The sequence below is a fragment of the Bacillus sp. GW823-FHT06A11 genome (genome assembly GCF_058795355.1).
The window spans coordinates 263652-287459 of record NZ_JBXAHS010000001.1 but is presented as its reverse complement, the minus strand read 5'-3'; the positions used below and the strand labels follow the sequence as shown (position 1 = coordinate 287459).

Annotated in this window: 34 protein-coding genes and 1 pseudogene; 27 read left to right on the top strand and 8 right to left on the bottom strand. The window is 32.4% G+C overall.

All coding sequences use genetic code 11. The annotated features are described in order from the left end of the window. The first annotated feature begins 13 nt into the window (after positions 1-13). Positions 14-229, top strand: coding sequence for a YozE family protein (locus tag AC1Q8L_RS01280; protein ID WP_000750717.1), 216 nt, complete (start codon positions 14-16; stop codon positions 227-229). 249 nt (positions 230-478) lie between these two features. Next, positions 479-1141, top strand: coding sequence for a germination protein YodN (gene yodN, locus AC1Q8L_RS01275; protein ID WP_000101490.1), 663 nt, complete (start codon positions 479-481; stop codon positions 1139-1141). 4 nt (positions 1142-1145) lie between these two features. Here yodN and AC1Q8L_RS01270 read toward each other — a convergent pair whose 3' ends face one another. After that, the gene (locus AC1Q8L_RS01270; RefSeq protein WP_000431486.1) at positions 1146-1301 is read right to left on the bottom strand and encodes a DUF3930 family protein; all 156 of its coding nucleotides are present in this window, start codon (positions 1299-1301) and stop codon (positions 1146-1148) included. 149 nt (positions 1302-1450) lie between these two features. On the opposite strand from AC1Q8L_RS01270, the gene AC1Q8L_RS01265 reads away from it, so the two are divergent. The 5 genes from AC1Q8L_RS01265 to AC1Q8L_RS01245 all read left to right on the top strand — a co-directional run bounded on the left by AC1Q8L_RS01265 (position 1451) and on the right by AC1Q8L_RS01245 (position 4194). After that, positions 1451-1630, top strand: coding sequence for a YozD family protein (locus AC1Q8L_RS01265; RefSeq protein ID WP_000658451.1), 180 nt, complete (start codon positions 1451-1453; stop codon positions 1628-1630). Between the two features lie 110 nt (positions 1631-1740). Continuing rightward, positions 1741-1923 carry a hypothetical protein gene (locus AC1Q8L_RS01260; RefSeq protein WP_000473371.1) on the top strand — a complete coding sequence of 61 codons (183 nt, stop codon included), beginning with the start codon at positions 1741-1743 and terminating at the stop codon, positions 1921-1923. Next, the gene (locus AC1Q8L_RS01255) at positions 1923-2744 is read left to right on the top strand and encodes a serine/threonine protein kinase (protein WP_000872058.1); all 822 of its coding nucleotides are present in this window, start codon (positions 1923-1925) and stop codon (positions 2742-2744) included. The genes AC1Q8L_RS01260 and AC1Q8L_RS01255 overlap by 1 nt, the downstream gene beginning before the upstream one ends. After that, on the top strand, positions 2726-3481 hold the full coding sequence (locus tag AC1Q8L_RS01250) for a sporulation protein (RefSeq protein ID WP_000486624.1): 756 nt from the start codon (positions 2726-2728) through the stop codon (positions 3479-3481). The genes AC1Q8L_RS01255 and AC1Q8L_RS01250 overlap by 19 nt, the downstream gene beginning before the upstream one ends. Before the next feature lie 77 nt (positions 3482-3558). Next, positions 3559-4194 carry a phosphatase PAP2 family protein gene (locus AC1Q8L_RS01245; protein WP_000833369.1) on the top strand — a complete coding sequence of 212 codons (636 nt, stop codon included), beginning with the start codon at positions 3559-3561 and terminating at the stop codon, positions 4192-4194. Here AC1Q8L_RS01245 and AC1Q8L_RS01240 read toward each other — a convergent pair. The 3 genes from AC1Q8L_RS01240 to AC1Q8L_RS01230 all read right to left on the bottom strand — a co-directional run bounded on the left by AC1Q8L_RS01240 (position 4184) and on the right by AC1Q8L_RS01230 (position 6528). After that, positions 4184-5065 carry a cation diffusion facilitator family transporter gene (locus AC1Q8L_RS01240; RefSeq protein ID WP_000380385.1) on the bottom strand — a complete coding sequence of 294 codons (882 nt, stop codon included), beginning with the start codon at positions 5063-5065 and terminating at the stop codon, positions 4184-4186. The two genes, AC1Q8L_RS01245 and AC1Q8L_RS01240, sit on opposite strands and share 11 nt — an antisense overlap. 352 nt (positions 5066-5417) lie before the next feature. Then, on the bottom strand, positions 5418-5732 hold the full coding sequence (locus AC1Q8L_RS01235) for a thioredoxin family protein (protein ID WP_000658787.1): 315 nt from the start codon (positions 5730-5732) through the stop codon (positions 5418-5420). Positions 5733-5997: 265 nt separating this feature from the next. Continuing rightward, positions 5998-6528: a GNAT family N-acetyltransferase gene (locus tag AC1Q8L_RS01230; protein WP_000627262.1), complete on the bottom strand. Its 531-nt coding sequence runs from the start codon at positions 6526-6528 to the stop codon at positions 5998-6000. A gap of 203 nt (positions 6529-6731) precedes the next feature. On the opposite strand from AC1Q8L_RS01230, the pseudogene AC1Q8L_RS01225 reads away from it, so the two are divergent. From AC1Q8L_RS01225 to AC1Q8L_RS01205, 5 genes and pseudogenes are all read left to right on the top strand, one after another. Next, positions 6732-6878 (top strand): annotated as a pseudogene (locus tag AC1Q8L_RS01225) (2TM domain-containing protein); the annotation flags it as partial. A 212-nt stretch (positions 6879-7090) separates the two neighbouring features. Then, a complete protein-coding gene (locus AC1Q8L_RS01220) occupies positions 7091-7366 on the top strand; it encodes a hypothetical protein (protein ID WP_000355690.1) in 276 nt (91 codons plus the stop codon). A gap of 143 nt (positions 7367-7509) precedes the next feature. Next, positions 7510-7761: a DUF3947 family protein gene (locus AC1Q8L_RS01215; protein ID WP_000500102.1), complete on the top strand. Its 252-nt coding sequence runs from the start codon at positions 7510-7512 to the stop codon at positions 7759-7761. Between the two features lie 137 nt (positions 7762-7898). Continuing rightward, on the top strand, positions 7899-8435 hold the full coding sequence (locus AC1Q8L_RS01210; protein ID WP_001278087.1) for a C1q-like domain-containing protein: 537 nt from the start codon (positions 7899-7901) through the stop codon (positions 8433-8435). 158 nt (positions 8436-8593) lie between these two features. Continuing rightward, positions 8594-9169: a complement C1q domain-containing protein gene (locus AC1Q8L_RS01205; RefSeq protein WP_000122945.1), complete on the top strand. Its 576-nt coding sequence runs from the start codon at positions 8594-8596 to the stop codon at positions 9167-9169. Between the two features lie 687 nt (positions 9170-9856). Here the strand turns inward: AC1Q8L_RS01205 and AC1Q8L_RS01200 are convergent. Next, complete coding sequence (locus tag AC1Q8L_RS01200) at positions 9857-10051, bottom strand: hypothetical protein (RefSeq protein WP_000412557.1); 195 nt, start codon at positions 10049-10051, stop codon at positions 9857-9859. A gap of 265 nt (positions 10052-10316) precedes the next feature. Between AC1Q8L_RS01200 and AC1Q8L_RS01195 the strand changes: the two genes are divergently transcribed. The 7 genes from AC1Q8L_RS01195 to AC1Q8L_RS01165 all read left to right on the top strand — a co-directional run bounded on the left by AC1Q8L_RS01195 (position 10317) and on the right by AC1Q8L_RS01165 (position 14665). Then, entirely contained in the window at positions 10317-10484 is a 168-nt protein-coding gene (locus tag AC1Q8L_RS01195) for a hypothetical protein (protein WP_000392277.1), read from the top strand. A gap of 277 nt (positions 10485-10761) precedes the next feature. Beyond that, positions 10762-11760 (top strand): glycoside hydrolase family 25 protein, encoded by a 999-nt coding sequence (locus AC1Q8L_RS01190; RefSeq protein WP_000540668.1) that lies wholly within the window; start codon positions 10762-10764, stop codon positions 11758-11760. Positions 11761-11962: 202 nt separating this feature from the next. Next, on the top strand, positions 11963-12814 hold the full coding sequence (locus tag AC1Q8L_RS01185) for a peptidylprolyl isomerase PrsA (protein WP_000727353.1): 852 nt from the start codon (positions 11963-11965) through the stop codon (positions 12812-12814). A gap of 320 nt (positions 12815-13134) precedes the next feature. Further along, positions 13135-13353 (top strand): hypothetical protein, encoded by a 219-nt coding sequence (locus AC1Q8L_RS01180; RefSeq protein ID WP_000864277.1) that lies wholly within the window; start codon positions 13135-13137, stop codon positions 13351-13353. Positions 13354-13601: 248 nt separating this feature from the next. After that, positions 13602-13832, top strand: coding sequence for a hypothetical protein (locus AC1Q8L_RS01175; RefSeq protein ID WP_002152962.1), 231 nt, complete (start codon positions 13602-13604; stop codon positions 13830-13832). Further along, positions 13787-14008 (top strand): hypothetical protein, encoded by a 222-nt coding sequence (locus AC1Q8L_RS01170; protein WP_002093987.1) that lies wholly within the window; start codon positions 13787-13789, stop codon positions 14006-14008. The genes AC1Q8L_RS01175 and AC1Q8L_RS01170 overlap by 46 nt, the downstream gene beginning before the upstream one ends. A gap of 321 nt (positions 14009-14329) precedes the next feature. Further along, positions 14330-14665: a YolD-like family protein gene (locus tag AC1Q8L_RS01165; protein ID WP_002093988.1), complete on the top strand. Its 336-nt coding sequence runs from the start codon at positions 14330-14332 to the stop codon at positions 14663-14665. A 208-nt stretch (positions 14666-14873) separates the two neighbouring features. Here the strand turns inward: AC1Q8L_RS01165 and gerPF are convergent, their stop codons facing one another. Further along, positions 14874-15089, bottom strand: a complete 216-nt coding sequence (gene gerPF, locus AC1Q8L_RS01160; protein ID WP_001141569.1) for a spore germination protein GerPF — start codon at positions 15087-15089, stop codon at positions 14874-14876. A gap of 207 nt (positions 15090-15296) precedes the next feature. Between gerPF and AC1Q8L_RS01155 the strand changes: the two genes are divergently transcribed. From AC1Q8L_RS01155 to AC1Q8L_RS01135, 5 genes are all read left to right on the top strand, one after another. Then, positions 15297-15632, top strand: a complete 336-nt coding sequence (locus AC1Q8L_RS01155; RefSeq protein ID WP_000651909.1) for a hypothetical protein — start codon at positions 15297-15299, stop codon at positions 15630-15632. A 44-nt stretch (positions 15633-15676) separates the two neighbouring features. Next, positions 15677-15877, top strand: a complete 201-nt coding sequence (locus AC1Q8L_RS01150; RefSeq protein ID WP_000915134.1) for a hypothetical protein — start codon at positions 15677-15679, stop codon at positions 15875-15877. 142 nt (positions 15878-16019) lie between these two features. Beyond that, the gene (locus AC1Q8L_RS01145; RefSeq protein WP_001189038.1) at positions 16020-16727 is read left to right on the top strand and encodes an SDR family oxidoreductase; all 708 of its coding nucleotides are present in this window, start codon (positions 16020-16022) and stop codon (positions 16725-16727) included. Positions 16728-16970: 243 nt separating this feature from the next. Beyond that, on the top strand, positions 16971-17645 hold the full coding sequence (locus tag AC1Q8L_RS01140; protein WP_001069869.1) for a DUF6944 family repetitive protein: 675 nt from the start codon (positions 16971-16973) through the stop codon (positions 17643-17645). A 198-nt stretch (positions 17646-17843) separates the two neighbouring features. Then, positions 17844-18056 (top strand): YqaE/Pmp3 family membrane protein, encoded by a 213-nt coding sequence (locus AC1Q8L_RS01135; protein ID WP_000990219.1) that lies wholly within the window; start codon positions 17844-17846, stop codon positions 18054-18056. Positions 18057-18120: 64 nt separating this feature from the next. Here AC1Q8L_RS01135 and AC1Q8L_RS01130 read toward each other — a convergent pair whose 3' ends face one another. Then, positions 18121-18330: a KTSC domain-containing protein gene (locus AC1Q8L_RS01130; protein ID WP_000977080.1), complete on the bottom strand. Its 210-nt coding sequence runs from the start codon at positions 18328-18330 to the stop codon at positions 18121-18123. A gap of 466 nt (positions 18331-18796) precedes the next feature. On the opposite strand from AC1Q8L_RS01130, the gene AC1Q8L_RS01125 reads away from it, so the two are divergent. Continuing rightward, positions 18797-21295, top strand: coding sequence for a transglycosylase domain-containing protein (locus AC1Q8L_RS01125; RefSeq protein ID WP_025118549.1), 2499 nt, complete (start codon positions 18797-18799; stop codon positions 21293-21295). Positions 21296-21686: 391 nt separating this feature from the next. On the opposite strand, the gene AC1Q8L_RS01120 is transcribed toward AC1Q8L_RS01125, so the two are convergent. Beyond that, complete coding sequence (locus AC1Q8L_RS01120; RefSeq protein WP_000270089.1) at positions 21687-21968, bottom strand: hypothetical protein; 282 nt, start codon at positions 21966-21968, stop codon at positions 21687-21689. Positions 21969-22203: 235 nt separating this feature from the next. Between AC1Q8L_RS01120 and AC1Q8L_RS01115 the strand changes: the two genes are divergently transcribed. Then, positions 22204-23349: an MFS transporter gene (locus tag AC1Q8L_RS01115; protein WP_014482022.1), complete on the top strand. Its 1146-nt coding sequence runs from the start codon at positions 22204-22206 to the stop codon at positions 23347-23349. Positions 23350-23364: 15 nt separating this feature from the next. Further along, the gene (locus tag AC1Q8L_RS01110) at positions 23365-23655 is read left to right on the top strand and encodes a HesB/YadR/YfhF family protein (protein WP_001222842.1); all 291 of its coding nucleotides are present in this window, start codon (positions 23365-23367) and stop codon (positions 23653-23655) included. Positions 23656-23808 lie beyond the last annotated feature (153 nt).

The following is a 23808-nucleotide window of genomic DNA, read 5'->3' as shown; positions in this document are numbered from 1 at the left end:
GTAGGGAATATTTTTGAAAAAAACATTTTACCATTATATGATGAAGCATCGTGCAGCTTTATTTAGAAATGAAATTTCAGATTTAGCAGAGGCGATGTATGATGATTTAAGTTTTCCGAAGCAATCTGAAGACTATGATGAAATTAGTTCATACTTAGAGTTGAGCGGAATGCTAGAAAGTATGTCTATATTTGATGAAGCCTGGGATTTATACATACAAGATAGATAAAAACTATTTGAAAACATACAGAATACATTACTTTGTTTAAAGTGAAGTATTCTGTATGTTTTTTTATACGAAATTTGTTGATTTGAAGCTAGTCTAGTTACTAGCTTTTTTTTGAGTGTAACGTAAATTTTATAAGATTATAATTTTTATTGAAAAAATTTATGAATATAAGCTTCTGTGATAAGCGTTTTTATGTAGGTTGCATATACTGATATCAAAATCACGACGTCAAAAAAAGGAGAGATAGAGATGGCAAGAAAAAAACAACCTAAATACAACGTAGGGGACATAGTCGTGATTACGCTATATGGAACCGTTGGGAAAATCACAAATATGAAGATTTTAGATGGAGTTTATGTATACGAAGTCAATAATCACGATGGATTTTACGTAGAGCAAACATTGCAGCACGTTACAGAGCAAGATATGAAAAAGGGCGATACGGAGTGGATTGAATTAAATTATAATTTCACGTTTGGTGATCTTGTGCAAGTAACTGGATATGATAAAGATGTTTTCCGTATTGTTGGTTTTCGTACAGAAGTATGGAGATATAAGAATGACGCCTGGGAAGATACAATTTATGAATTGTCACGGATTACGGATGGTGAATGGTTAGAAGCGGATGAGTCAGATTTAACGTTACTTGCGAATGCTCAAACGGCAAATGCAATTTTGAAGAAACTGAAACAAGATAAAGCAGGTATGAATAAATTAGATTTAGGTAAGTTAAAGTCAATTAACAACTCGAAAAAAGTGAGTGTTAAGACGAATCGTCAAGAAATCATTGATGGGTTACTTGATATTTATAACGATTATCAATTATTGTTCGATACATTTAAAGATGAAGAATATAAAATTGTAATGGATGTTGTTCATAATTATTTAGTTAAATTGACAGAGAAAAAATAGTTAACTAGAAAGAGAGAATAAATTGAACAACAACATATGCAGTATAAGGTATGCCTACAACTATTAAAAAAATAAAAAGCCACTTTATAAGAGAGTCTGCCCATTGATCTTCATGCATGAACTCTTCTTTTGTTTGTCCTACTTCATATTGATTTTCCATTATTATTTCCCCCTTTGAATAGCTTGTACTACAATCGTATGCATCTCGTCCAAAGCTTATGACCTATAAAAAAATAAAATCTATTTTTCTAATCTCATATACATAATTTTGAGATTTTTTCATAAAACAGAAATAAAGGAGTGATGCTCATGAAGGAAATTGAAGTCGTGATTGATACGGAAGAGATTGCGGAGTTTTTTTATGAGCAACTAATTGAAAGAGGGTACGTCCCAAAACGAGAAGAAATTGAAGATCTCGCAGATATTACATTTGAGTATTTATTAGAGAAATGTATGATTGATGAAGTTTTTGATGAAGAGGATGAATGAAAGTAACGACGGGCATAACTCGTCGTTTTTTACTCTTTACAAACCTGTCACAAATATAGTCAATAATTATTGGTATAATGAAAAGGAAATTTTACTCAAGAGGTGAAGGAATGTTCAAAAAAATTATTGATTCTTTATTAGGAAAGAAAAAATATCGTTCGTATTCAAGTAGTGATTATCGTCGTAGAGGGCGCTCTTATTCAAGTAGCGATTATAAACGACGTTCATCTGGTTATGGACATCAACATTATAAAAGAAAACGTAAAAGCCGTAGCTTCTTTTCAAGTAGCTGATGAAATGGCGTCGTGTACTAGCTTTATTTGATAGACCACTGCGAAAAAATACAATTGTTGCAGAACGTTATAAAATTGAATCAGTAATTGGAATGGGCAGTTATGGGGTTACATATGTCGTTAATGATTTACAAATAAATAGATATAAAGTCTTAAAACAATTAAGACAAAGTAAACAAAGATATGAGTCTGGTAGAAAATCATTTGAACAAGAGAAAATGATTTTACAAACATTGAATCATCATGCAATTCCTAGTCTATATGATCATTTCATATGGGAGAAAAAGAGCTTCTTTGTAATGGAGTACATGCCTGGTAAAAATTTTGAAGATTATATTTTCATAGATGGGTATGTATATACAGAACGTGAAGTTTTTGAGATTTTATATGAAATATTAGAAATTGTATCGGTGTTTCATAGTGAAGGCATTATTCATCGAGATTTACGCATTCCAAACATACTAATGAAAGAAAATCAAATTAGTATTATTGATTTTGGATTGGCTAAATGGAAAGGTGAGGATGATGAGCGAGCTACAACTTACGAAGGTGAACAAGCTTTGATGCGAGAAGTTCACTTTCGTAGTGACTTTTATGCGCTCGGTCATTTCTCATTATTTTTATTATATGCAGGATATGAATCTAATGAAAAAAAGGAAAAACCATGGTACGAAGAATTAACTTTGGAAAATTATAATCGCGAAATGCTTATGCGAATGTTACAAATAAAAACGCCGTACTATGAGAATGTACAAGATTTAAAACAAGATGTAGCTTCTGCTTTAGAAAGGATGAAGACTCCATGTTTCAAAAATTTTTAGCAAGCGTTGGTATTGGAAGTGCAAAGGTAGATACTGTTCTTGAAAAAGATGAGTATATTGTTGGGGAAGAAATAGTTGGAAAGGTTCATATAACTGGAGGTTCAGTTAGCCAACAAATTGAAAGCATTTACTTAACATTATCGACGTCTTATGTACGAGAAGTGGATGATAAAAAAGTAACAGCAACATATGATTTAGAGCGAGTACGCTTAACAGAACCTTTTTCTGTAGAACCGAATGAAAAAGTTGAAATTCCATTTTCTTTTCCAATGCCAATTGAAGCACCACTTACACTTGGTATGAAAACGGTTTGGATTCATACAGGTCTTGATATTAAACGTAGTATAGACCCAAGTGACCGCGACTACGTTCAAGTGTTACCCAATGCATTATTAAGTAGTGTTTTAGATAGTGTAAATGAATTAGGGTTTAAAGCACGTCATATAGAATGTGAAGAATTACCGCATCGATTATGTAAGCAAGTTCCATTCGCACAAGAATTTGAGTTTATTCCGGTTTCTGGAGAGCATTATGGGAAATTAGATGAATTAGAATTATTAATCTTGCCACGTGCATACGACCGACTAGAAATTATTATGGAAGTAGATAGAAAATCCCGTGGTTTAGCTGGATTATTCGCTGAGGCGCTTGATCTTGATGAGAAGGTGATTCGTTTTACCGTAACAAGAGAAGATATCCCTGAGATGAAGCAAAAAATTAATAATTATATTTTTTAATAAACTATGCATAAAAAAGAAATGGAGAGGAAAACTAAAACAACCGCTCCATTTTTTTGCATAGTGAGGTTATGTATGTGAAACGATATCGACATTTATACTTGCTAAGTTTTACGTTACTCATTTGTTTTGTCGTATTATCACTTTCGTATCATACCGCTTGTATTGAGAATTTCGACAATATAGTCGCACATTTTATTCAAAGCTTTCGAAACGATTATTTGACGACCTATTTTACTTGGGTGTCTTTTATCGGTTCCAAAAGAATATATTTTCCATTACTCATTATTCTTGTAATGTATTTTCTCGTTAGAAAAAAGTTGCTTAGTGCGTTACTTCTAACAATTAATTACTACGGATCTCGTTATTTAAACAGTATGCTTAAACTATGGTACGAACGAGCAAGACCTGATGTCACGCAGCTTGTTACTGCAACTGGATATAGTTTTCCGAGCGGTCATACGATGAATGCTACTGCTTTTTTAGGATTTATTGCATACGTCACAATTACTGAAGATCGTATTTCATTGCATAAAAAATTATTAATTATTCTTATAGCAAGCTTTGTTGTATTATCTATTTCAGTTAGCCGAATATATCTTGGCGTGCACTATCCATCTGACGTATTAGCAGGATGGGCAGCTGGCGGTAGCTGGCTCGTTTTATGTGTTATATTTCATAAAACGTTCATAAAAAAAGAACCTATGTCATAATAGGTTCTTTTTTCATTGGCTCAACATGAATGTGTGCATGGTAAATTCCAAACTTTTTGCGAAGCATAGCCTCGATATTGTCAGTAATACAGTGACTTTCTCCAACATCCATACGAGCATCTACTTCAATTGTAATATCAACGTACGTTTGATTCCCGTACATACGAGCTCGAATATCTACAATGTTTTCCACACCGCCAATATGCTCAATAGCATCAGCGTATTCCTCCATTTTATCAGGATCAATTCCATCTGTTAGCATATGAGAAGATTCTACGAAAATCTCCCATGCAGTTTTACAAATAATAAGACCTACAATTAAAGCGGCAATAGGGTCTAAAATAGGCATTTGGAACTGAGAACCGACAATACCTACTACAGTACCAATACTTACGAGTGCATCTGATAAATTATCCTTTGCAGCGGCTTCTAATGATTTACTTTTTGTTCGTGCTGCAATTTTTTTCGTATACAAATACACGCAGTACATAACGACAGCAGAAAATAAAGCAACCCATGCAGCGAGTACATTAGGTGCTGCTTGTTTCGGATTTAAGAAAGATTGAATGGCACTAATAACAACTTCTAATCCGACTGTTGCCATAATGAAGGACGCAACAAGTGATGCGATTTGTTCGGCCCGCGAATGCCCATACGGATGATCTGGGTCACGAGGTTTACGAGATATTTTTAGACCAATTAATATCGCTAAAGAAGCACCGATATCCGTTAAGTTATTTAAACCGTCAGCACGTAATGCACTAGAGAGGGTAATATAACTGATGATGATTTTCATAGAGGATAAAAATATGTAGGCCATAATGCTGACAATAGCACCTTTATCAGCTTCTTTATGAGAAAGAGTATCCATTTTAATCACTCACCTTTCTTTAAAGGAATTCTTCCTATAAATAGAGTATCAAACGAAAGTCGTGTGGGTCTATACAAACATTGTTGACGTTTTATAGCTTTTTAAGAAGGGGATAACAAAGTTTCGTGAAGGAAAAATATGTTGAAAAGTACAAAGTCAGGGTGTAAACCGAATTGGAGTTTATTTACTAAAGAGATAGGAGGGGAGATGGATGAAGAAACGAATACTTTTCTTACTATGTATTATTCTTATAATGACAAGGTGTAATTCATTAAACGATGAAAAACGTCAAAAGATAAGTGTGAAAATAGATGAAAGCCCTCTGAAAAATATTTTCCAGAGGGCTTTTATTTTAGTATGCTTCTAAAAACTCAGTAACTTGCTCTTCAGTTTTTGCGTTAGCACTATGTAAGTGGCCTAACTTCTCACCATTTTGGTATACAAGTAAACTTGGAATACCCATTACTTGATACTCTTCAGCGATACTTGGAAACTCATCTTTATTAATAGAATACCATTCAAATTTATTGAACTCTTCCATTACATCTCCGATAAAGTTGTCCATACGTACGCAATCTGGGCACCATGTAGTAAAGAACTTAACAACTACAGGCTCCTCGCTTGCGATGATGTCTTTGAATTCTTGTTCTGTTTTAATTTCTTTCATAAGTAAAACTCCTTTCAATATCACACGAATTTATATGCAAAATTCGTATTTGCAAACATGTTGCAAACTTATTATTTGTTTTTTAGTTTTGTAGTTCGTTCACACTTATAAAATTGTATGTAACATGACTGCGCTACTAAGTGTGAAAATAACGGAACCTCACTTTTCTTTATAAGCTTTTTCCAGGATTGTGTCAAACTTTTGAATTTTATACAGAAATTAAAGAAGCCCACACTTTGATTGAGTATGGGCAGAGGGACTAAAATTAATCGCTTATTAATTTCGAATAGATATTTAAATCGATAAGCTTTCCAGCTGATTTTTCGCTCTTTCTCAGAGTACCTTCAAAAGTAAAGTTTAATTTTTCTAATACTTTTATGGAATTTACATTTGCAGGTTCAACTTTTGCTTCAACACGATATAGTTTTAGATGTGTAAAAGCATAATCTAATAAAGAGGATATTGCTTCAGGTGCATATCCTCTACCCCAAAATGTTTTTGAAATATCATAGCCAATCTCAGTCTTTGAGTTTTCAAAATCTAAGGAATTATAGCCACATGAACCGATAATGTGATTAGATTCTTTTTCAATAATAGTAAAACGTATAGCTTTATTATTTTGAGCGAGTTCGTTAAGGAATTGAATCATATCTTTTGCCTGGTTCTCATCAGTGAAATTACTTATATTCATGAATTTAGTAACATCAGGATCAGACCATATTTTAAACATACTTAGTGAATCAGATGCTTTCATTTTCCTTAAATATAATCTCTGTGAGTGTAGTTCTGTAATCAATACTTTTACCTCCGTTATGTTGTAATGATAGGTAGATTAAAAATATTGATATCTGCGCATAATTCAGTCCCTTCTAGATTAATTAACTTTTATTATACAAGAAAATTACTACATTGAACAAAGGCGTTAATTGGAGGTAACGAAATGACAAACTCATCAATTGAATATTGCGTTCAGTGTGATTAAGAAAGTGGTGTATAAAGATGGGACGAGATGAGAGTTACTTCCAAACTAAAAAAAGAGTAGATAATTTAAAAACATTTTACATTCATTTAACCATCTACATACTAGTCAATCTGATGCTTTTTTACTTTTTAAGTAGTGAATTAGCTATTTTTTATTTTAATTACAAAAATTGAATAAGGTTAGAAATTATATGGTTGTAATGGGAATTGAGGGATATGAATAAAAAATTTTATCCCGCATTAACGGGCAGTAAGCCCCCACTGATTAAAGTTTCACTTTATTAGGGATTTGCCTTAAACATTTATTACAGTCAAGAATATTTATAATAATATGAACTAAAAAAGGTCCAATTTTTGTAATGTTGGAGGGGATTATTGTGGACATAACTCAAAGCGTGGCAAGAATAGTGGTTAATGGGAAAGACCTTTCTTTCACTTCAGTTCAAACCTCTGCATGGAATCATGGACCTGTAAATGATTTAATCATTACGACGAATCAGAGGGTGAATGAGCTTTTTCAATTCATGTGGTCACAAGTACCGGTTACGATGTCAATATATTTTCTTCAAGGGGCGGATTTACTAAGGTTCGTTAGGGTTGCGGGAATTAATGAGCGTGTAACAGGAGAATATGTATATCATTTCATTTGGTAATAAGAAGGAGTCAAAGTAGTCTAGCAGCTACTTTTTTATTTTGTCATTTGAATATAAGCGAGCGGACTAGCTTTATAGTACCCACTGAAATAAAGAATCATAATATAATTTGTAATAAATTATACGGAAGTGAGTTGAAAATCATGTTTTATTCATATTTTAATTCTCAAGCTGGCATGCGACCAGCGTATGGTACGTCTATAACGTATAGTGGAGCACAAAGTACAGTCCAAGCTATTCAACAAGCATTGCAAATGCAACAACAAATGCAAATGCAGCAGCAAGGTGTACAACCATATTACTCATCCGTAGAGTATTTTTACCCAGTACATCAAGTTACACCGTACGGAAGTTCTTTTCTGACTATTCCATATGGGACTGTATACAACTTATAACTAGTAAGGAATGAAGTGGTGTATATAAATAAGGGTGCAGGTTAATAGCGCCCTTATGAATAATAAAAATAGCTAGTCCAAACCTTATAAATCAATCTTACATAATATGTAGTAATAAGTTTGAAAGGGGAATTAGTATGTCTTGTTATTACTACTGTAAGTATTGTAAGGAGTATAAAAAGAAGCATCATGATTGTTGTAAGAACACTTGTAAGTGCCATGATAACAAGGACAATCTTGTTAGAGCATCCGCATTTAGAGCTAGAAATACAGTAAATCAAAATGTTCCTGCTAATACTTTTGTGAAAGTGTTATTTCAAAATGAACAATTTGATTTAGCGAATGAGTATAATCCAGCAACATCTATTTTTATGCCGAAGACTAAAGGAGTATATTCTATTATTGGAACGATTGGTTTCTTTCCAAACGATCCAACTTTAAATTATAGAGCGCGTGTAGAAATTCGTGTGAATGGAAACGCAGCGATAGCTATAGATAATGACTTTTTTGGTCCCATAAGTTTTGGAAATGTAGTAAGTGTTTCGACGATTGTTCAATTGAATGCAGGGGATGAAGTTGAGATTTATGCACAAAGTAGTATAGATGGAGTTTTAAGTCCTTTAGAAGATGGTGCACATTTTGAAGCAGCAAGATTTCCTTCTTCAATTAAATAAAGTCATTAAACAATGAGTTTACAGAAGCTTAAAGGTAAACCCTCACCGAAATGGTGAAGGTTTTTTACTCTATTAAAAATAGTAACAGGTCGTCCAAGCTATTCTAATCTATATAGCATACTATGTAAAAATAAGTGTAAAGGAAAGGGGGACTAACTATGTCTTATTATTACTGTAAGTATTGTAAAGATTACAAAAAGGAAAGTCATGATTGTTATAGGAAAAGTAGTAAATGTGATAGGAAGTATGTAAAGGTGAAGTGTTGTGATGATAAGAAAGAGGAGCTTGTAAGGGCATCGGCATTTAGAGCTGTGAATACAGTTAATCAACCTGTTCTAGCAAATACTCCTGTTAAAGTATTATTTCAAAATGAACAATTTGATCTAGCGAATGAATATAATCCAGTAACATCCATTTTCACTCCGAAAACTAGAGGGGTATATAGTGTATTAGGAAATATAACATTTTCTCCAAATGATTTTAATGTGAATTACAGAGCTAGAGTAGAAATTCGTGTGAATGGAAATCCAGCAATAGCGATAGATAATGATTTCTTTGGAACAGGAGTATTTTTTAATAATGATGTTTCCGTAACTACTATTCTTCAATTAGAAGCAGGAGATGTAGTTGAAATTTTTGCAGAAAGTAGTATTGCTGGCGTAATTGTACAAAATGTTAATGGTGTAAATACGGTTCACTTTGAAGTGGCAAGATTTCCTTCTCCAATTAAATAAAACAGATCATTAAATGTTTTTTAGTAGGTTTAGTTAATCCCCTTACCAAATGGTGGGGGATTATTATTGTTTTTCTAAAATATATAAGTAAACAGGTTAAGTATAGTTTAATTTGTAAGGGTTTCAATCTTCTTCAGATAATAAACAGAATAATAAGTAACATGCTTGTACAAACTCATTGTTAGTAAGTTTACTAGTTTTCTTATAGAACAAGAAAGAAGGAATACATAAAAGATCGTATCGTTACGTTTTTTCTTTACTATATAGAAATTATATATTGAACATAGATTTGTGAAGGTAATACTAATACACTGAAAAGAATAACATAAAGGCGATTACACTATATAAAAACAAAATCAATCCTAAGATGAGTAGTATTGGATGCAGCTTGAACATATTTGACCTCCTTGAGTATATAAAGAATTTTAATATATTATTGGTCAATTTAGAAGGGGGACGGTTGCATAAAAAAAGAGCATACATAATAAGTACGCTCTAAAGAAAGATAGGTTTTATGAGTGGATAATCTCCATACGATAATATATGTTCTTTTAATAAAAACGTGTAAAAAATCAATGAATTATCAATGGAATATCATAAAATGTGTAATTTTAGTTTAGGAATGCATTTATTTTCTTTCTCAGTTATTTTAGGTAACAAATTTGTGAAAATCGTACATTATGCGGACTAACAACGGGATAGCGATCGTACTTCAGTCACATATTTCTTAAAGTCTGGATATTGCGTGATAGTTTGACATTTAGGGGTGCATAGTTGATTAATTATAGACACATTTGTAATTACTTCGTTACAAGGACCGAAAAATGTAACTTTTAGTTTTGAATTTGGTGGGATTTTGAACACGATAGGTTTTTTTTCCATGAAATCAGCTCCTAATATTGAGTATTATAAGTTAAAGGATGTAGAGTCGTATTAGTATAATATGAAACTTCAGTGGATTTGCTTATAATAAAGAATTTCATAGTAGTAAAATTGCTTAAAGATGTAAAGGGGAAATTGAGAATGCGAAATAAAACGTTTAATTAATATAATCAATAAATACGCAAATGGTTAATATAACTAATGCATTTTTTTATTTTCTACATATTATGTTAGTAAGAATTGTATAAGGAGGTAGTATAAAATAGTGGAAGAAAATGTACAAGCTCAGCTTTCGCCACCGTGGATCACATATTTTAATGAATTAAAAAATTCAATAGGTGCTGATCCAACTGTTACAGTTGGGCCGCTTATTCCTGTTGGTGGTAATTATATTATTTTAGTGCATGCGTTAAGTTTGGAAGTTTTAATTTAATAATGTAGGGGGATGTTTTCTAATATCCGTAAAAATGATTGATACCTGGATTGATAGGACGAGATTACATAACAAATGAATAGTAGGGTATATTTCAAATATGAGAATGTTTTATATGGTATATATGTTAAAGTTAATAGAAATATTTCTGAAAGAGAATATATTTTTTAAAACAGTAACGATTCTTTTTATTTATATTATAGATAGCTAGTTTTAGAGAGATAAGGCTTACAATAAAACAAGCTATGAATAAGACATTAAAAAGGAGCTGGAATGTATGGGGTATATTGTAGATATTTCAAAATGGAATGGAACTATCAATTGGGATATTGCAGCATCTCAGCTAGATTTAGTGATTGCTAGAGTTCAAGATGGCTCTAATACGGTGGATTTTATGTATCAAAATTATGTTAGTGAAATGAAAAAGTATAGTATCCCATTCGGTAATTATGCTTTTTGCCGTTTTATATCTATTGCTGATGCAAAGAAAGAGGCACAAGATTTTTGGAATCGTGGTGATCAATCAGCTAAGTTTTGGGTGGCGGACGTAGAAGTTCAAACGATGGCAGATATGCAAGGCGGGACACAGGCATTTATTGATGAATTACGCCGTTTAGGTGCGGAAAAAGTAGGGTTATATGTAGGGCATCACATGTATTTATCATTTGGAGCACGTAATATTGAAGCTGATTTCGTATGGATCCCTCGTTATGGAGGGAATAAGCCAGCATATCCATGTGATATTTGGCAATATACGGATTCAGGGAATGTTCCTGGGATTGGGAAATGTGATCTGAATCGATTAGTAGGAAATAAGTCACTTTCTTGGTTTATAGATTCGAACAAAGCAAATCAATCTAACATAGTGTATAAACAGCAACCGAATGGCATTGGTATTGCAGTTTCGAAATATCCTGATGGATACGGAATAAATTTATATGAGAACCCCATGAATCCTCAATTTACAGGTGCACTCACTCAGAAAATTCCATATTTAATCTTAACAGGTTATTGGGGAGGCGGTGAGCAAGATATGATTTGTTTAGGGAACGATAAGCAGTGGGCATATTTAAAACATTTTAAGGTGAAATGGTTTTATGCAACTTCGAAATATCCTGTCGGCTACAGAGTAAATTATTATGAAGAGCCTGAATGTATGAATTATAAAGGAAATATAGATGGATCGACATCTTTTCGAGTGTGGGGTAGAGTGGGAAATGCGGTAGATATCGGGCAGAATAGTTGGATACCTGAAGAACATGTAAGTATTAAGTAACTATAGCAGCCGTATTGTTTTTGAGGTGTATGTAAAGAGTCTTCTTACTATACATAATAGTAAGAAGACTCTTTATGTTTAAAAATGGAAATGCATGATACATAGTCAACTCATATGAAATGAATTACATGCAGAAAACACACTGTTTTCACAATGCCTGTGTATAGTTAATTTGCATAATGATAAAAGTGAGGTATTTGAATTGAAAAAGAAAAAAATATTTATTGGAACAATTATTTCATGCGTGATGCTAGCATTATCTGCATGTGGTTCTTCAGACAACGTAGTAACATCAAAAGTAGGAAATGTTACAGAGAAAGAATTAAGTAAAGAATTAAGACAACAATATGGAGAAAGTACTTTATATCAAATGATGTTAAGTAAGGCATTGTTAGATAAATATAAAGTTTCGGATGAGGAAGCAAAAAAGAAAGTAGAAGAAGCAAAAGATAAAATGGGTGAGAACTTTAAATCAACTTTAGAACAACTTGGATTGAAAAATGAAGATGAATTAAAAGAAAAAATGAAGCCAGAAATTGCATTTGAGAAAGCGATTAAAGCAACAGTCACAGAAAAAGATGTGAAAAATAACTATAAACCAGAAATGAAAGTAAGTCACATTTTAGTGAAAGATGAAAAGACAGCTAAAGAAGTAAAGGAGAAAGTAAATAATGGTGAAGATTTTGCTGCCTTAGCAAAACAGTATTCAGAAGATACTGGTTCAAAGGAACAGGGCGGGGAAATATCTGGTTTTGCTCCTGGACAAACTGTGAAAGAATTTGAGGAAGCTGCGTATAAATTAGATGCAGGCCAAGTAAGTGATCCAGTTAAAACAACTTACGGTTACCATATTATTAAAGTGACGGATAAAAAAGAATTGAAGCCATTTGATGAAGTAAAGGAAAAAATTCGTAAAGATTTAGAACAACAAAGACTACAAGATACGACAGGTAAATGGAAACAACAAGTAGTCAATGATTTATTGAAAGATGCTGATATTAAAGTGAATAATAAAGAATTTAAAGATACATTTAAATTTCTAGAAAAGAAATAATGATTGTAATCATAATTAGAAAAGGGAACTCATATAGAGTTCCCTTTTCTAATTAGTGTGTGAGTTATAAATAGATAGTAAGACAATACAATATTACATTTAAATATTAAGAATTACAATGGGAAATAATGGATATCGAACATGGTTTAAAAAATAATACATATAATGTTTTTGAATAAATATTTAATATGGATAATTAGTAAAAAGCTGAGCATTCGAATGGAAAGGATGTTCTTTTTGGTGTGAAAATTTTAGGATAAATAATGAATCGTATTAAACGCGTCATTTACCACATCAATAAATTAAGGTGGGGAGAATATATGAAAGTAATCTTTCAAGGAGAGGGCGGCGCGAAAATTTTTGAGTCATATGATGAAAATGTAAGTGATTTATTAGCTATATTAAAAGAAACGAAAGGGATTAAAATCGGGATTGTTGAGTATAAAGTGTTAAAGTACGAACTTAATTATTTTCGTCATCCGAAAAAAGCGGATACAGAGAGAGAGTTACATATAATAGTACAACCTAAGTATATGTAATGAAATATAATAATAAAAATCACTGATTCAGTTTTGTAAAGTTTCATAGAGTATGTAAGAAAAGAGAGTGTTGTAAATGCTCTCTTTTCTTATGCTTTGTGAGTTCGTTCATCATAGTATATGTGTTCAGTTATAGATGGTTAATAAACGAAAAAATTTAAAACTTTTTTGTTTAGGCAGGGATTTTATATTTAAGTAAATAAATATACTATGAAGTATTTTTTATACGAATATTGGAGGAGTATAAAATGAGTTTAGCAAGTTACATAGGCTGTAATGTAGAAATTCCGTTAACGGAGCCCGATTCTAATGATGTAATTGTTTTTGGATCATGTTTTGCAGAGGAAAGTATGCTTGAAATGGTACAAGAGTATCAATTCCAAAAAAATTACATATATGAGGTTTCAACTAGTTGGGGAATTGAACTTGTCGAGTGGCAAAACGTAAAGGAAAAAAAGAAGCGAAAGAAAAACTTTTAACTTTATGCAAGATTATGGAAGGTTATTTGGAAGATGGAGACTATTTCGAATTATTCAGTTGTTGGGTTGGTGATGAAGATAAGGAACGAGTAGGGGAATTGAAATTAAAAATAAATCATTTTAATATAGATGAATTATGTATTCCAGAAAGAACATTAGTTAGGATAGAAAAATAAACATTGAAATATTTTTTAAGAAAAGGCGATTTCACTTTGTGTGAAGTCGCCTTTTAGTTGTTATATGCATTTTACATAAGAAATGAGAAGTTTATTTGATAAAGGAAAAAAGTATGGAGATAAATAAAATTATGTTTTTTGTTAAAAAATAATAAGTATGGCTCTTCTCAAAAGAACGTAAGTTCGTTTATAATAAGAACGAATGTTCTTTTGAGAGGTAACCTAATTATAGTTTAGAAGTAAATCCGAGTTTAGTGCGTATTAAAAATAACTAAGGGATAGTATGGCTAAATAAATGTATAAATGATCAAGGAGATAAAAATGAACGATGTAAAGATACAAAAGGAAGAAAGAGAGTGGGTTCCGTTTACAGTAATATCCGAACAACTTTTAAATATGAGAAAGATTATTGGAGAGAAATTAAAAGTACAAAAACCGCTTTTAACAAACGAAGCAAAAGAGAGAATTTCTGATAAATTATTAACGTCATTACTGTCTGAGAAAGAAATATTGGTAACATATTTTGAAGATGGTTACATACTAACAAACTACATGACTGTTGTACATATCAATCCGGTAAAACAAATTGTAATTTGTACAGACGCCTTTTATAAAACTTACGTATTTAACGCTATGGATATTATTGAAATAACGTAAAAGAAGCTGAATATTAAATGGCAGCTTCTTTTATTTCTGATTTATGAGACAAATAATACAAGAAAAAGCAGCTAGCTTCGTGCTAGCTGCTGAGCCCCAGGGAAAGGGAGAAAAAGATAGGGTACTCCAAAATCAACAAGAGCTGTCAAACAGCCTGATTATAGTATAGACAAATTAAGATTTTCTATACTAAAAGTTGAACATAAGATTAGGCTGTACCCACTTGGTTTTGATCTGCAAGGTCAGAATCAAATGTATTGGTCGCGCTAACACCGCTAAAAGTATTAACAACAAAACCAACGTTTGATGCGCCAGAGCCATTATAAGCTTTCGTATTTTCTTTTGGAGAAACGTTGTAGAAATCACCTAAGTTAAATGAACCATTACTATTTTGTACAACTAAATTCCCTACAACTGATGGCATAATTTTCACCTGCTTTATAATAAGTTGTTAACATTACTATATGGAGTTATAGTCCAGATGGTTCATATAATAAAAATTGTGGAATAGTAAAACGTTTGGAGCATGGATTTCAATAAAAGTGTGTTAAAATTAATATAATAAAGTTGAGTAATTTTTTAAAAAAATTTGTATAATTGATATATACGAAAATAAAGGAGGCAAAATGTAATGAAAGATATTATGAAAAAAGTTGATTTAACAGATGCCAAATCAAGTAATCTTGTTGCACTAATTTATAGTAATGAAGTTATATTAGTTGAAGACGCATTTTGTCCAAATGAAATAAAATTAAAGTTTAATGAAATTGCAATTTTATCTGCAATTAAAACAGCTCATATTGCGAAAGTGTCTATTAGGAAAGAACTTGAAGCGCTTTTTCATGATACGGGTGTTATATTAGTGAAACAAAATGTTGATTATGGTAGTAGCCAATCTATTACCATGCATTTTGAGCAATTTAAAAAATTGCAATATGAGATTGAATATTTAAATAAAAGTATGTAATAAGGCAGCTAAATAAAGGTTCTATCATAAAGGTGGAATGTGTTGTGTTGAAAAAGTGGTTTGAAAATTATTTGGGTGAATCGCATTGTAAACATAAATATATTTTTATTAAGATGCAGGATAATGAGGATTTTAAAAAAGATACATTAGGTGTAGTTTATATTTACCAGTGTGAAAAATGTGGAAAAGAGAAGTTGAAATGTAAAAACGATAATGAAATAAACAATGAATTTTTAGATATATAGCAAAAAGTAACCATGATGGTTACTTTTTTTATTTATGTATGCAATATCAAAACCATTACTAAAGTATGAGTTGAGTTGATACTATAGTAAATGGCTGAATAAAAATGAAGAGAGTAAGATATAGGGAAGGAGGATGAGAGAAATGCAGAGAAAAGAAATTGGTAAATCTGTAATTATTACAGGTGTGACACAAGGGTTAGGACGTGCGATGGTTGACCGATTTGATGAATTAGGGTGGAACATATATGGTTGTGGACGTTCAAAAGATAAAATTGAAGAACTAAAAAAACAGTACAGTAAAATACATGATTTTCAAGTAATTGATGTTTCAGATTCTCAGCAAGTTAACAACTGGGCAAATTATATACTTAATAGACATACGGCTCCCGATATGATAATAAATAATGCATCGATTGTAAATCAAAATGCACAACTTTGGAAAATTACGGCTCAAGAATTCGAAAATGTAATGAATGTAAACGTGAATGGTGTAGTAAATGTAATAAGAGCGTTTGTTCCCGCAATGGTAGCTAGGAAAGAAGGAATTATCATTAATATGAGTTCTAGTTGGGGGAGAGAAGGTGAAGCTGAGCTTGCGCCATATTGTGCCTCAAAATTTGCAATTGAAGGTATCACTAAATCTATGGCACTGGAATTACCTCATGGCATGGCTGTAGTTGCTTTAGATCCTGGAGGGAGTATTAGTACTCCAATGCTGAAGTCATGTGCGCCACAATATATAAATGAATCACCTACACCTGAAACTTGGTCACATAAAGCAACTCAATATATATTGAATATAACAATAGATAAAAATGGAGATTCACTGACATGCCCAGCATGCATATAAAAAGCACCTTTAAGGTGCTTTTTATATTAGTAGCACATTATATCATTCACAAAATTACATTTAAAAAATAAAATAAAAGATTAAGGGTGGAATTTATTTATTCCGCTATTTGCCGATTAGTAAGACCCCTACCTCAAAATTCAGCGAAAGCAAAGAATTTAGGAGGGGGATGAAGAAAACCCCACTGATTAAAGTTTCACTTTATTTTGAAAGGTTTAGAAAATATTTAAATAGGTGATAAAAATGAATCCAAGCGGTTTAAAAGTTACAGGGGCATGGTTTCAAGTAGGTGGGAACCTTACAGCTGCAATTGGAACGACAAGAGGATTTATTGGAGAAGAGAAAGTTGAATCGGATCTCGTTATTGTAGGAAGCTCATTACAAGCCCTCGGGTATATATTACAAATCATTGCGAGCAATTATGATGATGGGGAAGAAAAAAGAGAAAATCAAAATATAGGCTTAGAGAATCAAAGTAAATTACTTGATCAAATAGGAATTGAGCTATTAGCATTAGGGAATATATCAAATGTAATAGGAACATATTTTAATATAAATGAACAATCGAAAGAAAATGATTATCTTATTATTACAGGGAACAGTTTACAATCGATCGGTGCTTTTTTAGGAGTAGAAGCAGCTTTGATGGATATAAATGTACTACAGAAAATTATTATATTAGGTAACTCCATGCAAAGTTTAGGTGCTGGATTACAAGCGTATCAAGGTGTTTCAAATGTATTGAAAGATGAGAGAGAAAATGAAGATAGTATTTTTGATAAGAAGGATGAGAGAATAATTGCACTCATTGGTATTTGGATACAAGCGATAGGAACGTTAATTTCTGCAATTGGAGTAACTGCAATAGAGGAAGAAAATAGGCTAGAAAACAATGAAAAGGTTGAAATACTTATATAAATAGAAGGAGATACATGAATTTTATAGGTACGTTAAGATTAAAATAGTAGTAGGTTTTTTTGCCTATAGATAGAATATATAAAGTAAGAGATGTTATATATACTTAATGAAAATTTATGTAACAACAACATCATAAGGTTTCTTTACGTATGTTTTGAAAAGGGATATATAAAATACAAAATAAGGAGTTTTCAAGGGATGATGTATTTATTAGCAATTTTTCTTCCACCTGTTGCTGTACTATTTTGTGGAAAACCAATTCAGGCAATAATAAATTTCATATTAACATTAATATTTTGGGTGCCAGGAGTTATACATGCAATTCTTGTAGTGCATGATAAAAAAGCTGATCGGCGTTTGAAAAAACAAATTCAAGCATATGATGAAATTAATAAGAGGAATCGAAGATAATTCATCTGTGAAATGTTTTTAAAAGAAAGGAGGATTAACCTCCTTTTTTTAGTGGGTGTTAAGTTTAAATTTTTGTGTGGCGGAAAGAATTTTTAATATAAGTTTTATGATAATAACTTTTAGATTGTGCATGTAATAGGCCAGTATAAATACTTTCTGGTACATTAAAGAAATCGTACATACCATTCTTTAATTGGATTCGCAAAATCATAGAAAAAGGATTATAGCCAACAGCAACTATGTTTTTTGAAATCACGGGAGATAGCTTCATCATTACGCAACTCCTCACTTTTCATTTTTAATAATTTCTTGTAGATATTGAGGTTGTGAAGTTGAAATCCTTATAAATTAAGAGGTATTATACTTATATGCAATATATTAAATGTTTGTTATACGTAATTATAAGGAAGTTCACACGAAGTACATATCGTTGTGCTATTTTTATTTCACCTTTGATTTATAAATAAGAAAATATTGACCATTTGAAAAAAAGGTATATTATTTATACGAGGTATTAAAAATTCACTTTTTACATTCTATGCTTAAAGGGGCAGCGTTATTAGGAAAAATAGAAGTGAAAATAGTTTGTATAAGAAGTATTCTAAAATTTATAATCTGTGAATTGGGAAAATATTGAATGCTCCAGGTCAATATACTTTCTTAATCAAATGCATTTTAGAAAGTGACCTCAATATTTTTAAGTAAATCAACGGGAGAATTGAAAGGCAGGAGAAAGTAACATGTCAGAAAATTATCGTTCTCGAGAGGAACGACGACAAGTTAAAAAGAAAAAACAACCAGCTTCTAAAACACAAAAACCAAAAGGTAAAACATCATTCTTTCGCAAGTTTTTAATTACTTGTTTATTACTTGGTATTGTTGGTTTAGTGGCGGGGGTTGCTACCTTTTTCGTAATGATTAAGGATGCACCAAAACTTGAGAAAGCAAAACTTGTTAATCCGTTATCCTCAAAAATTTATGATAAAAACGGGGATTTGGTATATGAATATGGAAAAGAAAAAAGGACGAATGTTACGTATGAGCAAATACCTAAATTAGTAGAAAATGCATTTTTAGCGACAGAAGATTCACGTTTTTATGAGCATAGCGGAGTAGATTTTAAAGGTACTGCGCGTGCTGTTCTAGTAAGTCTTAAAGGAGATTACGGTTCTCAAGGTGGAAGTACGATAACACAGCAAGTTATTAAAAACTACTTCTTATCAATGGACAAAACACCAAAGCGTAAGGCGCAAGAAATATATTTAGCTTATAAGCTAGAACAACAGTATTCAAAACATGAAATATTAGAGATGTACTTAAATAAAATTAACTTAGGAAACCGTTCATATGGGATCGCAACAGCAGCACAAAACTACTATGGTAAAGAATTGAAGGACTTAACATTACCAGAAGTTGCGATGCTGGCAGGTTTACCGAAAGCACCGAATAACTATGATCCAACGAAAAAAGAAAATGTTCAAAAAGCAACAGAAAGAAGAAATGTTGTTCTAAACTTAATGAATCGACATGGATATATAACAAAACAGGAAATGGAAGAAGCATTAAAAGTTGACGTAGAAAAGGGACTCAAGCCTGCAACTCAACTACAAACAATGCCATACCCTGCATTTATGGATGCAGTTGTGAAAGAAGTAGAAAAAGAATTGCCAGATGCTAATATTGGTTCTGATGGTTTAGAAATTTATACAACGTTAGATCCGAAAGCACAGAAACTCGCTGATAATATTTTAAATAATAATATCATTGATTATCCGAACGATAAATTCCAAGGTGCATTTACATTTATGGATACGAAAACAGGAGAAGTTCGTGCTATAGGTAGTGGCCGTGGAGAAAATAAAGCTGTATTTAAAGGGCATAATATGGCAATTGAATTAGATCGTGCAGCTGGTTCAACGATGAAGCCGATTTTCGACTACGCTCCTGCAATTGAATATTTAAAATGGGCCACGTACCATCAAATTGATGACTCTCCATTTAAGTATTCAACGGGACAAGAAGTACGAAATTCAGATAGAAGTCATATGGGACCTATTACAATGCGTGTAGCATTAGAAAAGTCACGAAATATCCCAGCAATTAAGACTGCGAAAGAAGTTGGAATTAATAAATCAAAAGACTTCTCTGAGAAATTAGGCATTACATTTAATGCGGCACCGACTGAATCAACAGCGATTGGTACAAATGAAGTATCACCAACTGAAATAGCGGGCGCTTATGCGGCATTTGGTAATGATGGTAAATATACGAAACCGCATTTTGTTAAGAAAGTTGTTTATCCAGATGGTAAGTCACAAAGTTTTGGACAAAAGCCAAAACAAGTTATGACAGATTCTACGGCATATATGATTACAGATATGCTTCGTTCTGTAGTTACATCAGGTACTGGTACATCTGCAAATATAGCATCTTTAGATGTAGCTGGTAAAACGGGTACGACAAACTACTCATCAAAACAATTAGCTCAATATAAAATTCCAGAAAGTGCAACTCGTGATAGTTGGTTTGCTGGATATACACCGCAATATACGATGGCAGTATGGACGGGGTATATGAAAGATGGTAAAGACGAGTATATTAGTAGTAAAAATACGAAAATTGCACAGTTGATCTTTAAAGAAATGATGAGTGAAATGGCTACAGATAAATCACGCTTTAAAATGCCAAGTAGCGTTATTCAAGAAGGTAGTGAGCTACGTATAAAAGGTGAAAAACGTGATTCATCGCCAAATACTAGCGTACCGGATACAACGGAGCAACCAAAACAAGATCAACAGCAAAAAACTGAAGAAGAGAAAAAGCAAGAAGAATTAAAGAAACAAGAAGAACTGAAAAAACAAGAAGAGCAAAAGAAACAAGAGGAACTTAAGAAGCAAGAAGAACAAAAGAAACTAGAAGAGCAAAAGAAACAAGAAGAAGAAAAGAAACAAAATGAACAAAATAACGGAAATGGTCAAGGAACGACACCTCCAGCGAATAACGGAGGAGGCCAAGGAACGACACCTCCAGCAAATAACGGAGGAGGTCAAGGAACGACACCTCCAGCGAATAATGGAGGAGGCCAAGGAACGACACCTCCAGCAAATAACGGAGGAGGTCAAGGAACGACACCTCCAGCGAATAATAATGGAGGTCAAGGAACTCCAACCCCACCTGCAACAGTACAACCAAATAATGGTGGAAATGCAGGAGAGGTTCCTGCCAATAATGGACAATAAGAAAAATTTATAGAAAAGTTTTCAAAAGAGCACTTAAGATTTGTAGGAATTTACAATCTTAAGTGCTCTTTTCATTTTGCTACAGAAAATGTAATGTTAAGGGCTGGATAGAAAAAGAGTGAATGTAGTTTATGTGAAATATAACGTAAAGAGAGAAATGATTGTACGTGCGGGTTATCCCGGAAAGGGACTAACTGTGATGGATTACATAAACCATTAAATGAGTGGGAATTATATTCAAATCTTTAATAAATGTCTTTCTTTAACGGTTACTTTAGTTTGGAAAACAATTAAAAAGTCGAATTTCTTATTTAAGGAATTCGACTTTTTATGTTGAAACTGGATTAAAGGTTCGCCTTATTAAAATGTAGGGGTAATACAGTGATAGCTATTAAATGTTAAACGTACCATAAAAATTTTGAAAAAAAATTGAAGGGAAATGATAAAAGACTTGAGTCGGAGGTAGTGGAGGATAACTATGGCTATGAATGGGAGTACTACTGGGGTGTGTACCATGATGCCAAAATGATGGGGTAACTTGACCGGGAATTTGATATTGCTGCCAAGTTGCGGGAAGTTCAATTCCTACATCGGAGCTAGCTGTATGAACTGCAGGAACATGTATTCCAGGAGTCGAAGGAACTACGGCAGTTACTCTTAATAATACCCACATGAAATATTCACTCCTAAGTTGTGATAATAAATTAGTATATTCTTTTCACACATATAAAGGCACATATATAGGACTTTCGTTTAAAACATGCGTACAAAGTCTTAAGACTAATGTAAGCTGATGGTGGACTATTTAATATGAAAAGATACGTCTATTTGCGGAGGGAAAAGAGATAAAAAAAATGTACAATGAGGGTGTTAATCGTAATATTTTACGAGTGTATGGAGGTATTTTTATGGAACGATTATGGACGAAATCATTTATTCAAATGACTTTCGCAATGTTATTTTTATTTACAGGATTTTATTTACTTGTTCCAACGCTCCCGCTCTTTATTAAAGAGATAGGTGGCAATGAATCGCAAGTTGGACTCATGATGGGAATGTTTACAATAGCTGCTGTTGTAATACGACCGATTATTGGAGGAATGTTAGATCAATATGGTAGAAGATCCTTTATTATTTTCGGACTCATCTTTTTTGGATTAACGATGTATTCCTATAATATAGCATCGACTATTGTCCTTTTAGCTGTTTTACGTGTTATTCACGGAGTAACATGGGCTGTTTCTACAACAGCTGTTGGAACAGCAATAACGGATATTATTCCAGATTCACGCCGTGGTGAAGGTATGGGCTGGTACGGGATGGCGATGACAATTGCAATGGCGATCGGACCAATGATTGGACTATGGGTTGTACAAAATTATTCATTTCATGGTCTATTTTTATTAGCGACGTTGTTATCTTTTATGGCAGTCGTATTATCACTAATAACGAAGATGCCATTTACGCCACAAAAAGAAAAAGGGAAAATTCAGCTATTTGAGAAATCTGTATTAACAATCACGATTGTAGTATTCTTTTTATCGTTTGCATATGGAGGAATAACAACCTTTTTACCGTTATTTGCATCATCAATTCATGTGAATCCAGGAACTTTCTTTCTTGTATATGCAATTGCATTAACAATTGTAAGACCAATTTCAGGGAAACTATTAGATAAGTATGGAGAAGTATTCATCATACTCCCAGCATTATGTATTACTATTTTAGCTATAGTTGTTTTAACTATTTCAAATGGTTTGTTAGGTGTAATTATCGCAGCAACATTATACGGTATTGGATTTGGTTCAGCGCAGCCAGCTTTGCAAGCGGCAATGCTTACAATTGTCGATCCGAGTAAAAGAGGAGTTGCAAATGCTTCATTTTTTACAGCGTTTGACTTAGGAATCGGGTTAGGTGCTATTTTACTTGGAGTTGTTTCACAAATGTTTGGTTATCGTATTTTATTTTCAGGGAGTGCAATTTCGGCATTAATAGCCTTAATCATTTTCGTCTTCTTTGTAAAACAACGATTAGGAAAAAAAGAGTTTGCGTAAACTGGAGGAATAAAGATGAGAATTTCAATTGATCGTAAAGCTCTGCAATGGTTCCAGGAAGAATTACGTATAAAGCACGGTGAATCTGTACGTTTTACTGTAAGGTACGGAGGGGATAGTTCAATTCAGCCAGGATATTCTTTAGGGGTTGTTGCTGAGAAACCAGATGGGGAAATAGTGTCAGTTGAGAAGGAAGGTATTATATTTTTTGTAGATTCTGATGATCTTTGGTATTTTCAAAACTATGATTTATTTGTAAGTTATCATGAGGAAATGGAAGAAATTCAATTTAATTATGTAAAATAATAACTTTATTAAAAATGAATAAGTTTTATATAAAAATTATATTTAAGAGATAGTGAAATAAATATCATATAGTAACGAGCTGTATTTATGTACAGCTCGTTTTTTTTATTTCTCAAATAAAATTAGAATAATTGTATATTTGGCGGTGTTATA

What these genes read in the sequence shown, in the direction of transcription:
- AC1Q8L_RS01205 (WP_000122945.1), top strand. Translation starts at nt 8,594, where the DNA reads ATGTCTTATTATTACTGTAAGTATTGTAAAGATTACAAAAAGGAAAGT.
- AC1Q8L_RS01120 (WP_000270089.1), bottom strand. Translation starts at nt 21,968, where the DNA reads ATGTGGGTATTATTAAGAGTAACTGCCGTAGTTCCTTCGACTCCTGGA.
- AC1Q8L_RS01140 (WP_001069869.1), top strand. Translation starts at nt 16,971, where the DNA reads ATGAATCCAAGCGGTTTAAAAGTTACAGGGGCATGGTTTCAAGTAGGT.
- AC1Q8L_RS01165 (WP_002093988.1), top strand. Translation starts at nt 14,330, where the DNA reads ATGAACGATGTAAAGATACAAAAGGAAGAAAGAGAGTGGGTTCCGTTT.
- AC1Q8L_RS01250 (WP_000486624.1), top strand. Translation starts at nt 2,726, where the DNA reads ATGTTTCAAAAATTTTTAGCAAGCGTTGGTATTGGAAGTGCAAAGGTA.
- AC1Q8L_RS01175 (WP_002152962.1), top strand. Translation starts at nt 13,602, where the DNA reads ATGAGTTTAGCAAGTTACATAGGCTGTAATGTAGAAATTCCGTTAACG.
- yodN (WP_000101490.1), top strand. Translation starts at nt 479, where the DNA reads ATGGCAAGAAAAAAACAACCTAAATACAACGTAGGGGACATAGTCGTG.
- AC1Q8L_RS01190 (WP_000540668.1), top strand. Translation starts at nt 10,762, where the DNA reads ATGGGGTATATTGTAGATATTTCAAAATGGAATGGAACTATCAATTGG.
- AC1Q8L_RS01265 (WP_000658451.1), top strand. Translation starts at nt 1,451, where the DNA reads ATGAAGGAAATTGAAGTCGTGATTGATACGGAAGAGATTGCGGAGTTT.
- AC1Q8L_RS01145 (WP_001189038.1), top strand. Translation starts at nt 16,020, where the DNA reads ATGCAGAGAAAAGAAATTGGTAAATCTGTAATTATTACAGGTGTGACA.
- AC1Q8L_RS01135 (WP_000990219.1), top strand. Translation starts at nt 17,844, where the DNA reads ATGATGTATTTATTAGCAATTTTTCTTCCACCTGTTGCTGTACTATTT.
- AC1Q8L_RS01115 (WP_014482022.1), top strand. Translation starts at nt 22,204, where the DNA reads ATGGAACGATTATGGACGAAATCATTTATTCAAATGACTTTCGCAATG.
- AC1Q8L_RS01255 (WP_000872058.1), top strand. Translation starts at nt 1,923, where the DNA reads ATGAAATGGCGTCGTGTACTAGCTTTATTTGATAGACCACTGCGAAAA.
- gerPF (WP_001141569.1), bottom strand. Translation starts at nt 15,089, where the DNA reads ATGCCATCAGTTGTAGGGAATTTAGTTGTACAAAATAGTAATGGTTCA.
- AC1Q8L_RS01210 (WP_001278087.1), top strand. Translation starts at nt 7,899, where the DNA reads ATGTCTTGTTATTACTACTGTAAGTATTGTAAGGAGTATAAAAAGAAG.
- AC1Q8L_RS01125 (WP_025118549.1), top strand. Translation starts at nt 18,797, where the DNA reads ATGTCAGAAAATTATCGTTCTCGAGAGGAACGACGACAAGTTAAAAAG.
- AC1Q8L_RS01240 (WP_000380385.1), bottom strand. Translation starts at nt 5,065, where the DNA reads ATGGATACTCTTTCTCATAAAGAAGCTGATAAAGGTGCTATTGTCAGC.
- AC1Q8L_RS01260 (WP_000473371.1), top strand. Translation starts at nt 1,741, where the DNA reads ATGTTCAAAAAAATTATTGATTCTTTATTAGGAAAGAAAAAATATCGT.
- AC1Q8L_RS01110 (WP_001222842.1), top strand. Translation starts at nt 23,365, where the DNA reads ATGAGAATTTCAATTGATCGTAAAGCTCTGCAATGGTTCCAGGAAGAA.
- AC1Q8L_RS01155 (WP_000651909.1), top strand. Translation starts at nt 15,297, where the DNA reads ATGAAAGATATTATGAAAAAAGTTGATTTAACAGATGCCAAATCAAGT.
- AC1Q8L_RS01270 (WP_000431486.1), bottom strand. Translation starts at nt 1,301, where the DNA reads ATGGAAAATCAATATGAAGTAGGACAAACAAAAGAAGAGTTCATGCAT.
- AC1Q8L_RS01235 (WP_000658787.1), bottom strand. Translation starts at nt 5,732, where the DNA reads ATGAAAGAAATTAAAACAGAACAAGAATTCAAAGACATCATCGCAAGC.
- AC1Q8L_RS01180 (WP_000864277.1), top strand. Translation starts at nt 13,135, where the DNA reads ATGAAAGTAATCTTTCAAGGAGAGGGCGGCGCGAAAATTTTTGAGTCA.
- AC1Q8L_RS01200 (WP_000412557.1), bottom strand. Translation starts at nt 10,051, where the DNA reads ATGGAAAAAAAACCTATCGTGTTCAAAATCCCACCAAATTCAAAACTA.
- AC1Q8L_RS01215 (WP_000500102.1), top strand. Translation starts at nt 7,510, where the DNA reads ATGTTTTATTCATATTTTAATTCTCAAGCTGGCATGCGACCAGCGTAT.
- AC1Q8L_RS01130 (WP_000977080.1), bottom strand. Translation starts at nt 18,330, where the DNA reads ATGATGAAGCTATCTCCCGTGATTTCAAAAAACATAGTTGCTGTTGGC.